The sequence below is a fragment of the Nocardiopsis sp. ATB16-24 genome (genome assembly GCF_030271535.1).
Lineage (GTDB): Bacteria > Actinomycetota > Actinomycetes > Streptosporangiales > Streptosporangiaceae > Nocardiopsis.
This window is the reverse complement of the sequence record NZ_JASCXJ010000002.1, coordinates 384,511-397,056: the sequence shown is the minus strand read 5'-3', so window position 1 is coordinate 397,056 and position 12,546 is coordinate 384,511. Positions and strand designations below refer to the sequence as shown.

Below are 12,546 nucleotides of genomic sequence, written 5' to 3'. Positions count from 1 at the left end.
TCACCCCTTTCGCGAAACTTTAGAAGCCAGGATCTCACCAATCTAAAGCTTTGCATTGAAAGTTTTGTGGATAGAGGTCACTATGGGTGTGCCAGAACTCACGCGGGCCGACCACCCGCACCTGCCAGAGGAGGCGCCCTGTGCACTACCTGCTTCTGACCCTGTCCGCGTTGTGCCTGGCGGCCCGCGCGTTCACCCACCACGCTCGCGTGGCCATGCGGCGGCGCTCGCGGCGTGTGCGCCGCTACGCCCAGAACGTGCGCCCCGCCCGCCCCAACGTGATCGCCGGCCCCGTCCCGCTCCTTGCCACGCTGGCCGCCTCAAGGGCGCACCTCCCACCACCGCCGGCGCGTCCGCTCCTGGCCGGGGGCGCTCGTCGCGCCGACTGGTCCTGGTCCGGTGGCGTGGCGCTGGTGAGCCTGGCGCGGCCCTCGTTGGCGGTGGCCGGATGATCCCCGACCCGCGCCCGGTGATCCCGCCCCCGTGCGGACAGACCGCCCTCGACACATGCGCCCGACGTCGGGTGTGTGTGGAGGAGGCCGGGCACGAGGGTGTGCACGTGGACGTGACCGGCTACCGGTGGGAGGCACCCCAGGCGGTGCTGGCCCGGCTCCACCAGGCCTGGGGGAGCACTCACCGCATCGCCTGGACCGGTACCTACTGGGTGGCCACCGCGCGCGACCGGCGTGCTCGTTGGCGCTCCCACGTGGAGCCCACCCCCGCCCAACTGGAGGCCGACCTTCGCCGCCACACCGGACACCCACCCCTCCCGCACCCCAGAAAGGGGACCCCACGGTGACCCCACGACGCAGGCCACGGCCGGGTGCCACGTCGGCCGACCGTCCGCTCACCCCCGCCGAACAAGAAGCGGTGGAACGCCAGGGCGCCTACCTGGCCTGGGTGAGCACCACCCACCCCGACACCGGACCGGGACTGTTCACCAGTGGCGTATGCGGCGGCTCCCCACTCACCGGCAAAGACGAAGAAACGACGCCCCTCCCCAAGAGGTCCCAGGACGAGAGCGACCGAGCACCACACGCCATCACCGAGCGCGAGCACCACCGGGAGTGGGAGGAGGCCGAACGGCACACCGCCCAGAACACGGCCACCTGAACCCCCGACACCGCCGGTGCGGGCGAAGACCCCGCCCGCACCGGCCCTTCCGACCCCTCGAAACGGAGGAGACCACATGACCACGACCCTCACCCGACCGACACCCCCGCCACAGGCACCGACCGCCGCCGACTGCGGCATGTGCAACGGACAGGGCGGCTCCTGGATCACCAACGACGGCGACACCCCTGGCAAGAACATCCGCGAGTGGGTGCCCTGCGCCGGTTGCAACGGATCGGGGAAGAGTTGATGGGGCATACCACCGACATGGACCACGCCCCTCTCGCCATCTCCCTGGCCGAACACCTCCGCGACCAGGGCACACCGGAGCACATCGCGAGGTTGTTCGCCCGCGTGCCTCGTCACCGGTTCCTGCCGGACGTGTACTGGATGGACACCCGCGAGCGTGTCGACCGCGCCGAGGACCCCGAGACGTGGCTGCGCACGGCCTACACCGACCAGGCCCTCACCACCCAACGTGATGACGGCGCCGAGGGCGGCATGGGCATCCCTTCCTCGTCCTCCTCCGCCCCGGGCGTCATGGCGCGTATGCTCACCGCCGCGAGGATCGAACCCGACCACCGGGTGCTGGAGATCGGCACCGGCACCGGCTGGAACGCCGGCCTGTTGTCGGAACTGCTCGGGGCGCGCAACGTCTCCACCGTCGAGATCGACCCGTCCGTGGCCGACCAGGCCAGGCTCCACCTCTACACCGCCGGGTACGGCCCCGACGTGGTGGTGGGTGACGGCGAGCGCACCGAGAGCCGGTATGCCGACTACCACCGGATCATCGCCACCTGCACCGTGAGCCAGGTGCCGTGGCGGTGGTTGGAGCAGGTGCGCGATCGGGGCCGGATCGTCACCCCGTGGTCACCGACACCGGGCGCCCCGGGCGGGGTGCTCGCCGCCTTGGACAGCGTCACCCCCACCCGCGTGGAAGGGCGCTTCGAGGGCGGACTCAGTTTCATGTGGGCGCGTGGTCAGCGGTGGCCAGGACAACCCGCGCCCTCACCGGACGCGACCGCCGAACACGTGGAGACGGTGGACGGCGACCCGCGTGAGCCGTGGCTGGACGGAGAGAAGGCGCTGTTGCTGGCACTGATGCGTCCCGGCTGGGCCTTCGGAATGCGCATGGCGCCCGGTGCCACGGAGCCGCACGTGTGGTTGGCCTCCACCACGTGCGACTCGTGGGCACGGTTGCACTCCGATGGCCGCGTGGAACAGGGCGGGCGCCGGCTCCTGGTGGAGGAGGCACGCACCACCTGGCGGTGGTGGGCGGCCCAAGGGCGCCCCACGCTGTCCGACTTCGGGTTGACCGTGGACCGCGACCGAGGTTGTCAGACGGTGTGGCTACGCGATCCCCAACACGCCGTGTGGTCCACGCGCCGACAGATCTAGAGCTTCGCGGAGAGGAGACCGTGTCCCTCCTCCACCAGGAGTCCCGGGACGAGAGCGACCAAACGCCGCACGCCATCCAGGACACGGCCGCCTGAACCCTCTGACACGGCCGGTGCGGGCGAAGGCCCCGGCCCTGCACCGGCCCACGACCACCCGCAGCCCCGGCCCACGCGGCGCCCGTCCCCGAGACGGGTGCCGCACTCGTGTCCCCGGGAGCATCGGCTGCGGGGCACTGGAAGACCGATGGCTCAGGACCGTCGCACTACCGGCAAGTAACGTTTGCATGCGTCCATGCTTCTGTTACATTGCCACGACGCACCAGGGAACAAATGGTGCAGAAGCGATCACCTTCCGCTTTACGCACGGTGTTCGCATCCGTTCACCCTCGGACGGGTGCGCCCCGGAGGAAGGCGAGGCGGCGACGAGGAAACCCGGCGGCCTCGGTGCCGCCGTACCGGTCCGCCCAGCGCGCCGTCGAGAGACCACCATGCCGAAGACGACCTGAGGCACCCCCGCACGTGACCGTCCGGGCGTGGAGTCGGCCGATGCGATCCCTCTGAAAGGCCGACGGGAACACACCTTCCACGCCGCTACTCTCCGTGACGGAAACGTCATGACGCACGTGCTCGCGTGGTGTCCCTCCCCCGCTCCCCCGATCGGAGGCCCTTTGCTCCCCCGCTCCATCGAAGAGGTCCCGCTTCCCGCCCCTGCCGTCATCGACGCGGTCCGGCACTCCTGTTCCGCCCTGCCTCCCGGTTCGACACGCCTGTCCGAACGCTTCTACGAGGTGCTGTTCTCCATGGCCCCCGACTTCCGGGACATGTTCGCCGAGGACATGCAGGCCCAGAAGGAGCGCATGGCCTCCGCCCTGCTCGAAGTCGTCCACCACCTCGACCAGCCGGAGAAGGTCGCCGGGTACCTCCGCCGACTGGGCGCCCAGCACATGCGGCAGATCGGCGTCGAACCCGAGCACTATCCCTACGTGGGACGCGCCCTGGTGCGCGCGGTCAGCGAGGTCTCACCGACCTGGTCCTCCTCCATGAGCTCGGCCTGGATCGTCGTCTACGAGTGGATCACCGCCACCATGCTCGAAGGCGCACGCGAGGCCGGGGGCGAGGTCCCCCCGGCGCGCGACCGCCACCCCGAACCACCGCCCACCGGACCCGCCTCCGCGCGCGCCCGGGGCGTCGAGGCCGCCGACGCCTCCTCACGGATCCGTTGACACACGCGGACCCTCCTCCCCTCCGGCGCCCCCCACGCCGTTCCCCGCGCCCCCGGCCCATCGACCCCACGACCCCCACAGAGAGGCAGTGATGCACGAGACCTCCCCACGTCACCTTCCCGGTAGCGAAGGAGAGCACCGTGTACAGGAGGCGACGGGCACGAGCGAGCGCGCCGGCCGCTTCTACCGTGACCAGATGCTCGACCACCTGAACCCGCGGATGCGCGAGTTCGTCGCCCGGCAGGAGATGATGTTCATCGCCACCGCGGACGGCCGGGGAGAGTGCGACTCCAGTTTCCGCGCGGGGCCTCCCGGGTTCGTGCACGTGATCGACGAGCGCACCCTGACCTACCCCGACTTCCGGGGCAACGGCGTGTTCGCCAGCGCGGGCAACATCCTGGAGAACCCGCACGTGGGCCTGATGTTCCTGGACTTCGACCGCGACCGCATCGGCCTGCACGTCAACGGCCGCGCGACCCTGTTCGACGACATAGAGCTGCGCCGCCGGGTCCGCGACCTGCCCGTGGCCGAGGCACCGGGACAGAAGGCCGTCATGTGGACCCTGGTCCGGGTGGAGGAGGCCTACATCCACTGCCGCAAGCACATCCCCCACCTGCGCAAGGTCGGTCGGGAGGAGGCGTGGGGCACCGACGACCCCCTGCGCAAGGGCGGCGACTTCTTCGAGGCCAAGGACACCCCCGCCCCCTGGAGCCACCCCACCTTCTCCACCTCCTCGTGACGTCGGGGAGCGGCACGTCCGGCTCGGGTGGGGCCGTGCTCTAATACCGGGGTGCGACCACCGCAGCCTCCCCCTATCACCCGCCGTGCCTGTGTGACGCTCGGTGGCGCCGCCCTGCTGGCCATGGCCGGGTGCGCGCGCGAACCGGAGTGGGACGTGGCGGTGGTGGGCGCGGGGGTGGCCGGGCTCTCCGCCGCGCGCAACCTGGTCGACCACGGCTTCCGGGTGATCGTCCTGGAGGCCCGCGACCGCGTGGGCGGGCAGCTGTACACCGACCACTCCTTCTCCTCGGTGCCCGTGGAACTGGGGGCCGGTCTCCTCCACGGCGCCGACGTGTCCACCTGGGAGCTGGTGGAGGAGGCCCGGGTACGGACCGTGCCTGTGCGCTCGGACGAGGAGGGCACCACCCCCATCGCCCTGTCCGTACCTCCCCGGGACGACGAGAGCGTCGCCTCCTACCTGCGCAGACTCGGTGTGCCCCAAGACGACTGGCCTCCGGTGGCGGTGGACAACGAGCCGGCGGAGCGGTGGAGCGCCACGTGGATGTACCGCAACGGCGTCTTCGACTGGTGGTCCGCCCCCCGCCAGGACTTCCGCGTGGTGGGCGGCTACGACCAACTGCTGAGCCCTCTGGCCGACGGGCTGCACATCGAGTTGAACAGCCCGGTGCGGCGAATCCGCCTGGTGGGGTCCTCCGCCCCGGAGGTCGAACTGACGGTGTCCGGTCGAGGGCGAGACCGACGGGTCCGAGCCCGCCGGTGCGTGGTCGCCCTGCCCATCGGGGTGTTGCGCGGCGGCGCCGTGGCCTTCGACCCGGTGCTGCCCGCCGACCACCGGGAGGCGCTCGGCGCACTGCGCGCCACCGACGTGCTCAAACTCCACTACGAGTTCGACCGCCCGGTCTTCCCGGAGGATCGCCACATCCTGGGAGGGGAGGACGAGGGGCCCGTGTTCTGGTGCGTGTCCCGGGATCCGGAGATCGTGGTGGTGTGGACGGCCGGCGACCGGGCCCGCGAACTCCTGGCCCTGCCCGACGACGAACGGTTCGGCGCGGGCCTGAAGGCCCTGGGCGAGGCGGTCGGGGAGAAGGTCCCCGACCCGGTGCGTCGTACCACGCACGACTGGTCGTCCGACGAGTTCAGCCGGGGCGCCTACCTGTACGTTCCGCCCGGCGCCCATGACGCTCCGGCGGCCCTGGCCTTCCCCGTACGACGGACGCTGTTCTTCGCCGGGGAAGCGGTCACGGGAGAGAACACCGTGGACGGCGCCTACGACAGCGGCTACGTCGTCACCGACGACCTGAGGGCCGACCTGTGACCGGAGCGCCCCACCACCCTGCCGAAATGCCCCGGTCGCCCATTATTGTGAGTGGGGTTCGCGAGCCCGGCAACAATCCATCAAGGGAAGGAAGGTTGGTGTCCGATGACCAACCGCGCGTACGTGATCGCAGGGTCGGAGGCCACCGGCGGCGCAGGCATCCAGGCCGACCTCAAGGCCTTCCAGGAGCTGGGCGTCTACGGCATGGGGACGATCACCTGCATCGTCTCCTTCGATCCGAAGAAGGACTGGGCGCACCGTTTCGTCCCGATCGCCCCGCAGGTCATCGCCGACCAGATCGAGGCTGCCACGTCCTGCCATGACCTGGACGTGGTCAAGATCGGCATGCTCGGCACGCCGGAGACCATCGACGTGGTCGCCGAGGGACTGCGCGGCCGGTCCTGGCGGCACGTGGTCCTGGACCCCGTGCTGATCTGCAAGGGCCAGGAACCCGGTGCCGCCCTGGACACCGACAAGGCGCTGACCGCCCAGATCCTGCCGCTGGCCACCGTGATCACGCCCAACCACTTCGAGGCGCGCACCCTGGCGGGCATGGAGAGCATCGAGACGGTGGACGACCTGGTGGAGGCCGCCCGCCGCATCCACGAGCTGGGCCCTCGGCACGTCGTGGTCAAGGGCGGAATGGAGCTTCCCGGACCGGACGCGGTGGACGTGTACTTCGACGGTGAGGAGACGACCGTCCTGAGCGCCCCCAAGATCGGGAACGCCCGGGTGAGCGGCGCCGGCTGCACCTTCGCCGCCGCGATCACCGCCGAGCTGACCAAGGGCGCGGACGTGGGGAAGGCCGTGGAGGTGGCCAAGGCGATGGTGCGCGAGGGCATCAGCCACCGGCTCGTCACTCACGCGCCCTTCGCCTCGGTGACCACCCTCGCGCCCACGGCGGGGTGACGGACGTTCGATGACCCCGCCCCCCGTGTCGCCGACGTCCCCCCGACGACGCCGGAAGCGAGGTCGCCCGAACGGGCACCGGCCCTCACCCGCCGATTTTCGACGTCGGACATGATTCCCCTTCCCCCTCACCGGTTAGGGGGAAGGGAGGACCACACGACCAGGGGGTGGACATGTCCGACCGCGACGAGGCCCGGCACAAGGCCGAGGAGTTCAAGGGCAAGGCCAAGGAACAGCTCGGCAAGGCCACGGACAACGAGCAGTGGCAGGCCGAGGGCAAGGGCGAACAGAAGACCTCGAAGTTCAAGCAGGCCGGGAACAAGGTCAAGGACGCCCTGACCGGAGACGACGGACCCGACAAGAGCTGAGCCGTCGAGCGCGGGGAGGCACCGTCGGTGCCTCCCCGTTCGCGTGCGCGCCCCCACTCCCCCGAGGTTCCCCGACCTTCGGGTGGGCGCACGACGTCCTTTCCGTCCGGAGCGTGCCCAGAGCACGCCCCTCCACCGATCCCCGCCGGAATCCACGGTGGAAGGCCCGTTGACACCCCGCCGAGCACGGCCACACTGGATCTGGGAAACACCACTCGCGATCACGCAGGGGGGCGGATGTCGGCCGCGCAACGGCGGGAACCCATCCTCGAACGGCCGCACCGCCCCGGCGGAGTCGGCGTGACCGGCCCCGTCGAGGACCTCTCGACCCGGGTCCCGACCAAGCGCGGGGACCCCGACGACCTGGAGGGCCGGGGATGAGGAGGACCTCCGCACGTTTGGCCGATGGACGCGAGATCGTCTACTTCGACGAGGGCGAGACCCCCCGCGAGCCCTCCCCCGACCCACGTGTACTCCCCCCGGCCGCGACGGGTTCGGAGATGCGCTTCGACCCGCTCCTGCGTGAGTGGGTGGTCATCGCCTCCCACCGGCAGGGGCGCACCCACCTGCCCCCCAGCGACGACTGCCCGCTGTGCCCCTCCACGGACGGTCGCGACACCGAGATCCCGGCGGCCTCCTACGACGTGGTGTCCTTCCAGAACCGGTTCCCCTCCCTGGTCCCCGACCACGGAAGGGTCCTCGGGGACATCGGCGAGCCGGCACCCTCCCGGCGTGCGGGCACGGGCCGCTGCGAGGTCCTCGTCTTCAGTTCCGACCACGACGCCTCCTTCGCCGACCTGTCCCCCGCACGCGTGGACACCGTCATGGCCGCCTGGATCGACCGGACCCTGGCCCTGTCCGCGCTGCCGGGGGTGGAGCAGGTGTACTGCTTCGAGAACAGGGGGCCCGAGATCGGGGTGACCCTCCACCACCCGCACGGGCAGATCTACGCCTTCCCCTTCGTCACCCCGCGCACCCGTCGGATGCTCGACTCCGCCACGGCCCACCACGAGAGCACCGGCGGCGACCTCTTCGCCGACGTACTGCGCGACGAGCGGGAGGCGGGGGTCCGGGTGGTCGCGCGGAGCGAGCACTGGACCGCGTTCGTCCCGGTCGCGGCCCGCTGGCCGGTGGAGGTGCACCTGTACCCCCACCGCCGCGTACCCGACCTGCCCGCGCTGTCGCGGGACGAACGCCGGGACTTCGGCCACCTGTACCTGGACGTGCTGCGCCGCCTCGACGCGCTCCACGGCGTCCCCCTGCCCTACGTCTCCGCCTGGCACCAGGCGCCCGTACGGGAAGGACGCGACCTGTTCCACCTGCACCTGGAACTGTTCTCGGTGCGGCGTGCGCCGGACAGGCTCAAGTACCTGGCCGGGACCGAGTCCGGTATGGGCGTGTTCGTCAACGACGTCGCGCCGGAGGACACCGCCCGGCGGCTCCGGGAGGCCGCCCCGTGAGACCGGACGTCGTCGAGGGCGGCATGGGCGAGGTGGCGGGCGCGTTCGCGTCGGCGTTCGGGTACGGGCCCGAGGGGGTGTGGGCCGCGCCGGGGCGGATCAACCTCATCGGCGAGCACACCGACTACAACGAGGGGTTCGTGCTCCCCTTCGCGCTGCCCCGCACGCTGACCGCTGCCGCCGCCTCCCGGTCGGACGGCAGGGTGCGGGTGCGGTCGGGCCGGTCCACGCAGGTGTTCGAGGCCGGTCCGGCGGATCTGGCCCCCGGCGCGGTCCGGGGATGGGCCGCCTATCCGGCCGGTGTGCTGTGGGTGCTGCGGGAGGAGGGCCTTCCGGTGGGCGGCCTGGACCTGCTGGTGGACAGTACGATCCCCACCGGCGCGGGACTGTCCTCCTCGGCCGCTCTCACGTGTGCGACCGTCATGGCCGCCGCCTCCCTGTACGGCACCGTCCTCGACCCGTCCGAGGTCGCCCGCCTGGCCCAACGGGTGGAGAACGACTTCGTGGGCGTGCCCTGCGGAATCTTGGACCAGTCCGCGTCCATGTTGTCGACCGAGGGGCACGCGCTGTTCATGGACACGCGGACCATGGCCGTCGAACAGGTGCCCTTCGATCCCCCGGCGGCGGGTCTGAGCGTGCTGGTCGTGGACACCCGTGCCCCCCACCGGCTGGTGGAGGGCCACTACGCCGAGCGCCGCCGTTCCTGCGAACGCGCCGCGCGCGCCCTGGGGGTCCCGGCCCTGCGGGACGTCGACGACCTGCCCGGGGCCTTGGCCGCGCTGCCCGACGAGGTGCTCCGGCGTCGGGTGCGTCACGTGGTGGCCGAGAACGCACGGGTGCTGCGCGCCGTGGAGCTGCTGCGGTCGGGGCGCCCGCGTGAGGTGGGGCCCCTGCTCACCGCCTCCCACGTCTCGCTGCGTGACGACTACGAGGTCAGCGTCCCGGAGGTGGACACGGCCGTGGACGCCGCTCTGTCCGCCGGGGCGGCGGGCGCACGGATCACCGGCGGCGGATTCGGCGGGTGCGTGATCGTCCTGACCGACCGGGTGGAGGCCTGTGCGAGGAGTATTCGGCTGGCCTACCGGGAACGGGGCTTCGCCCCGCCCTCCCTCTTCACCGCCCTGCCCTCGGCGGGAGCCCGCCGCCTGTACCCGTGAACCCTCCTGGCGATGGCGCGCCCGTGGCGCCGTGGAGCGCCGGCCCTCGGGAGAAGGCCCCCGTGACGGACGCGCCCCGGGCCGCCCGACCCCCTGGGAGCGCTTCCATGGACAATGGTCGGTGGTGTGACGACGAACGAGGGAGTGGGCATGGGTCTCAGGTTCGGACTGTTGGGCACGGGCTACTGGGCTGCGGAGACGCACGCCGCGGCGCTGCACGCGCACCCCGAGGCCACCCTCGCCGGGGTGTGGGGACGCGATCCGGCCAAGGCCTCGGCGTTGGCCGAGCGGTACGGGACCCGTGCCCATGAGGACGTCGACGCCCTGCTGGCCGAGGTCGACGCCGTGGCGATCGCCCTGCCCCCCGACGTCCAGGCCGAGCTGGCGCTGCGCGCCGCACGGGCGGGAAGGCACCTGCTGTTGGACAAGCCCGTGGCGCTGTCGACCGTCGCGGCCGACGCGCTCGCCTCCGAGGTCGCCGAGCGCGGCCTCGCCTCCGTGGTGTTCTTCACCAGCCGCTTCTCCGACGACGTGACGGAGTTCCTGGAGTCGGCCGCCGCCGAGGGCGGCTGGCGCGGGGCGCGTGCGACGCTGTTCGCGTCGATCCTCGAACCCGGCAACCCCTACGGAGCCTCCCCCTGGCGCAGGGAGAAGGGCGGTCTGTGGGACGTGGGCCCGCACGTACTGTCGTTGGTGTTGCCCGTGCTCGGTCCCGTCACCCAGGTGACGGCGCTCGCGGGACCGCGGAACACCACGCACATGCTCACACGGCACAGCGGCGGCGCGGTGGGCTCGTTCTCGGTGACGTTGGAGGCGGCCCCCAAGGAGAAGACCTTCGAGGTCGTCCTGCACGGGGAGCGGGGTTGGGTACCGGTGCCGGGCGGTGAGCGGAGTCCGGTGGAGGCCTTCGGCGCGGCGATCGACCGGCTGTCGGCCCAGGTGGAGGGCGTGGTGCCCGGTGATCCGTGCGACGTGCGTTTTGGCCGTGACGTGGTGGCCGTGTTGGAGGCCGCCCAGACCTCCGTGCGTTCGGGCGGGACCACGGACGTGGGCGGGGCCGTCGAGTAGGTCCGACGACCCCGCCCAGGAGGGCGGAAGCTCACTGTCGCGGGACTCCGCCTCACTTCGTCCCGTGTCCGGGCGCCTTGCGTGCGGGGGCCTTCGGCACCCGCACCTGTCAAACGGTCCTGCCCTTGGCACCCTTGGAGTACATGCCGTCCGCGAAGTAGACGATCGCGGCGGCCACCAGCACCTGGACGATCAGCACGAAGAGCCAGAAGCTGGTGAAGAAGCTGGCGATCCAGCCGCCCACGAAAGCGGCCACGATGCCCAGGACCAGCGTCAGCCAGATCGGCAGGTGCTGCTTGCCTGGAACGACCAGACGCCCCAGAGCGCCGATGATCAGACCGACGATGATCGCTGTGATGATTCCGGTGATCTCCATGGGTTCCTCCACATGTAGACGCATCTCCCCCCTGCCCGCCCCGGTGGCCGGAAAACACACACGACACACCTGCGGAGAGAAGCTTTGGACCGGTTTTTACGATCCGACACCGATCACGACCGGCCTCCGACAGCCGGTACGGGGCCGCGAATCCGGTTCTGCCCCGCGCAGAAGGAGCCGGGAGCGGCTCCCCGTCACGGGGGCCCCGGCGTAGGGTCGGGGGAGAGCGACATCACACGGGAGGCCGCCCATGACCGACGCCCCATGCTCCCTGGACGAGGCCCGCACGGATGGGCGCTCCCACGCGCGGGGGGAGCCTCTTCTGCGCGAGCTCATCGGTGAGCTGCTGCGTCGCACGCGGACCGAGCAGAACCGCACGCTGCGAGAGGTGGCCCAGGAGGCCCGGGTGTCACTGCCCTACCTGAGCGAGATCGAGCGCGGGCGCAAGGAGGCCTCCTCCGAGGTCCTCGCCGCCGTCTACCGCTCTTTGGGCCTGAACCTGACCGATGTGCTGGGCGAACTCCACGAGCGGACCACGGCCGGCCGGCTCCGGCGCGACGGCGTCTCCCGGGGCGACCGCCGTCCGGCGGACCCGTCCGCTGCGCCCGCGCCCGCCCGGAGGGCGCACGTGCTCTCCCTGGCCGCCTGAGACCGGGGCGGGTCCGCGCGCGGCCCGGGTCGGTGCTCGACGTCCTCGCGGTCGGTGCGGTTCAGACGTCGTCCACGGCCCGGCGCAGGTCGCGCAGGAGGGCGAGCACCATGGGACGCAATGACGGCCTGATGGCCTCGAAGAGCTGCCGCTGTTTGGCCTCCGTGTCCCGGCGGCGGATCGCCAGGACCCGTTCGCCCTCCTCTGTGATGGCCACCACCGTGCTGCGTTCGTCACGCTCGGACCGGCGGCGCGTCATCATGCCTTTGCGTTCCAACTGCTGGATCATGCGGGTGGCGGAAGGAGAGGAGACACCGACGATCTGAGCGACCTCCCCGACGCTGGGGTTGTCCATCCCTCGTACCGCTTCCATGAGGAACGCCTGCGTGAGCGTCAATTCCTCGGCCACCCGGTGACCGCTCCGAGAGCGGGCATGGAGCGCCGCGTTGATGAGTTCGGTCCAGGCGCGCTGGAACTCTTCGAGTTCGGCGTCGCACTGCTCTACACGGGGTTCGTGGGTCTCATCGGGCACGAAACGGTCCTCGCAGGCTGGACTGTCGCCGCGGGCTCTCGACCGCGCGCTGGTTTGACGATTGAGTAGCTTAGCTATTAAATAGCTTGCGCACGCAATTACACACACATCCTTGCCCCCTCCAGACCGTAGCGACACCCCCTCGTCCATCGACCCGGTCGTGGGCGCGATGTGCCGCTGACGGGGGCAGCGACGTCCGTCCGAGAACGGGGCGGGCCCGGATCGATCCGGGAGGGGC

17 protein-coding genes are annotated in these 12,546 nt (G+C 71.2%); 15 read left to right on the top strand and 2 right to left on the bottom strand.

What is annotated here, in order from left to right; genetic code table 11:
• The first annotated feature begins 140 nt into the window (after nt 1-140).
• The 14 genes from PFX91_RS03890 (at nt 141) to PFX91_RS03825 (ending at nt 10,751) form a co-directional block, all read left to right on the top strand.
• Nucleotides 141-452: a hypothetical protein gene (locus tag PFX91_RS03890; RefSeq protein ID WP_285729430.1), complete on the top strand. Its 312-nt coding sequence runs from the start codon at nt 141-143 to the stop codon at nt 450-452.
• Nucleotides 449-799 carry a hypothetical protein gene (locus PFX91_RS03885; RefSeq protein ID WP_285729429.1) on the top strand — a complete coding sequence of 117 codons (351 nt, stop codon included), beginning with the start codon at nt 449-451 and terminating at the stop codon, nt 797-799. The genes PFX91_RS03890 and PFX91_RS03885 overlap by 4 nt, the downstream gene beginning before the upstream one ends.
• Nucleotides 796-1,113, top strand: a complete 318-nt coding sequence (locus PFX91_RS03880) for a hypothetical protein (RefSeq protein WP_285729428.1) — start codon at nt 796-798, stop codon at nt 1,111-1,113. The genes PFX91_RS03885 and PFX91_RS03880 overlap by 4 nt, the downstream gene beginning before the upstream one ends.
• 76 nt (nt 1,114-1,189) lie before the next feature.
• On the top strand, nt 1,190-1,363 hold the full coding sequence (locus PFX91_RS03875; RefSeq protein WP_285729427.1) for a hypothetical protein: 174 nt from the start codon (nt 1,190-1,192) through the stop codon (nt 1,361-1,363).
• Nucleotides 1,363-2,511, top strand: a complete 1,149-nt coding sequence (locus PFX91_RS03870; protein WP_285729426.1) for a methyltransferase domain-containing protein — start codon at nt 1,363-1,365, stop codon at nt 2,509-2,511. Before PFX91_RS03875 ends, PFX91_RS03870 begins: the two co-directional genes overlap by 1 nt.
• 613 nt (nt 2,512-3,124) lie before the next feature.
• Nucleotides 3,125-3,733: a globin domain-containing protein gene (locus tag PFX91_RS03865; protein WP_352231620.1), complete on the top strand. Its 609-nt coding sequence runs from the start codon at nt 3,125-3,127 to the stop codon at nt 3,731-3,733.
• Between the two features lie 91 nt (nt 3,734-3,824).
• Nucleotides 3,825-4,472: a pyridoxamine 5'-phosphate oxidase family protein gene (locus PFX91_RS03860; protein ID WP_285729425.1), complete on the top strand. Its 648-nt coding sequence runs from the start codon at nt 3,825-3,827 to the stop codon at nt 4,470-4,472.
• A gap of 93 nt (nt 4,473-4,565) precedes the next feature.
• Nucleotides 4,566-5,789, top strand: a complete 1,224-nt coding sequence (locus tag PFX91_RS03855) for a flavin monoamine oxidase family protein (RefSeq protein WP_502888245.1) — start codon at nt 4,566-4,568, stop codon at nt 5,787-5,789.
• Between the two features lie 105 nt (nt 5,790-5,894).
• Nucleotides 5,895-6,698: a bifunctional hydroxymethylpyrimidine kinase/phosphomethylpyrimidine kinase gene (gene thiD, locus PFX91_RS03850; protein ID WP_285729424.1), complete on the top strand. Its 804-nt coding sequence runs from the start codon at nt 5,895-5,897 to the stop codon at nt 6,696-6,698.
• Nucleotides 6,699-6,871: 173 nt separating this feature from the next.
• Nucleotides 6,872-7,066: a CsbD family protein gene (locus tag PFX91_RS03845; RefSeq protein WP_285729423.1), complete on the top strand. Its 195-nt coding sequence runs from the start codon at nt 6,872-6,874 to the stop codon at nt 7,064-7,066.
• Between the two features lie 237 nt (nt 7,067-7,303).
• Nucleotides 7,304-7,447 carry a hypothetical protein gene (locus PFX91_RS03840; RefSeq protein WP_285729422.1) on the top strand — a complete coding sequence of 48 codons (144 nt, stop codon included), beginning with the start codon at nt 7,304-7,306 and terminating at the stop codon, nt 7,445-7,447.
• Nucleotides 7,444-8,526 carry a galactose-1-phosphate uridylyltransferase gene (gene galT, locus PFX91_RS03835; protein WP_285729420.1) on the top strand — a complete coding sequence of 361 codons (1,083 nt, stop codon included), beginning with the start codon at nt 7,444-7,446 and terminating at the stop codon, nt 8,524-8,526. The genes PFX91_RS03840 and galT overlap by 4 nt, the downstream gene beginning before the upstream one ends.
• Nucleotides 8,527-8,549: 23 nt before the next feature.
• Nucleotides 8,550-9,683, top strand: coding sequence for a galactokinase (gene galK, locus PFX91_RS03830; RefSeq protein WP_285729556.1), 1,134 nt, complete (start codon nt 8,550-8,552; stop codon nt 9,681-9,683).
• 150 nt (nt 9,684-9,833) lie between these two features.
• Entirely contained in the window at nt 9,834-10,751 is a 918-nt protein-coding gene (locus tag PFX91_RS03825) for a Gfo/Idh/MocA family protein (protein ID WP_285729554.1), read from the top strand.
• A 109-nt stretch (nt 10,752-10,860) separates the two neighbouring features.
• On the opposite strand, the gene PFX91_RS03820 is transcribed toward PFX91_RS03825, so the two are convergent.
• Complete coding sequence (locus tag PFX91_RS03820) at nt 10,861-11,127, bottom strand: GlsB/YeaQ/YmgE family stress response membrane protein (protein ID WP_285729418.1); 267 nt, start codon at nt 11,125-11,127, stop codon at nt 10,861-10,863.
• Between the two features lie 250 nt (nt 11,128-11,377).
• Here PFX91_RS03820 and PFX91_RS03815 point away from each other — a divergent pair, with 250 nt between their 5' ends.
• Nucleotides 11,378-11,776 (top strand): helix-turn-helix domain-containing protein, encoded by a 399-nt coding sequence (locus tag PFX91_RS03815; RefSeq protein WP_285729416.1) that lies wholly within the window; start codon nt 11,378-11,380, stop codon nt 11,774-11,776.
• Between the two features lie 61 nt (nt 11,777-11,837).
• On the opposite strand, the gene PFX91_RS03810 is transcribed toward PFX91_RS03815, so the two are convergent.
• Nucleotides 11,838-12,308 (bottom strand): MarR family winged helix-turn-helix transcriptional regulator, encoded by a 471-nt coding sequence (locus tag PFX91_RS03810; RefSeq protein WP_285729415.1) that lies wholly within the window; start codon nt 12,306-12,308, stop codon nt 11,838-11,840.
• Nucleotides 12,309-12,546 lie beyond the last annotated feature (238 nt).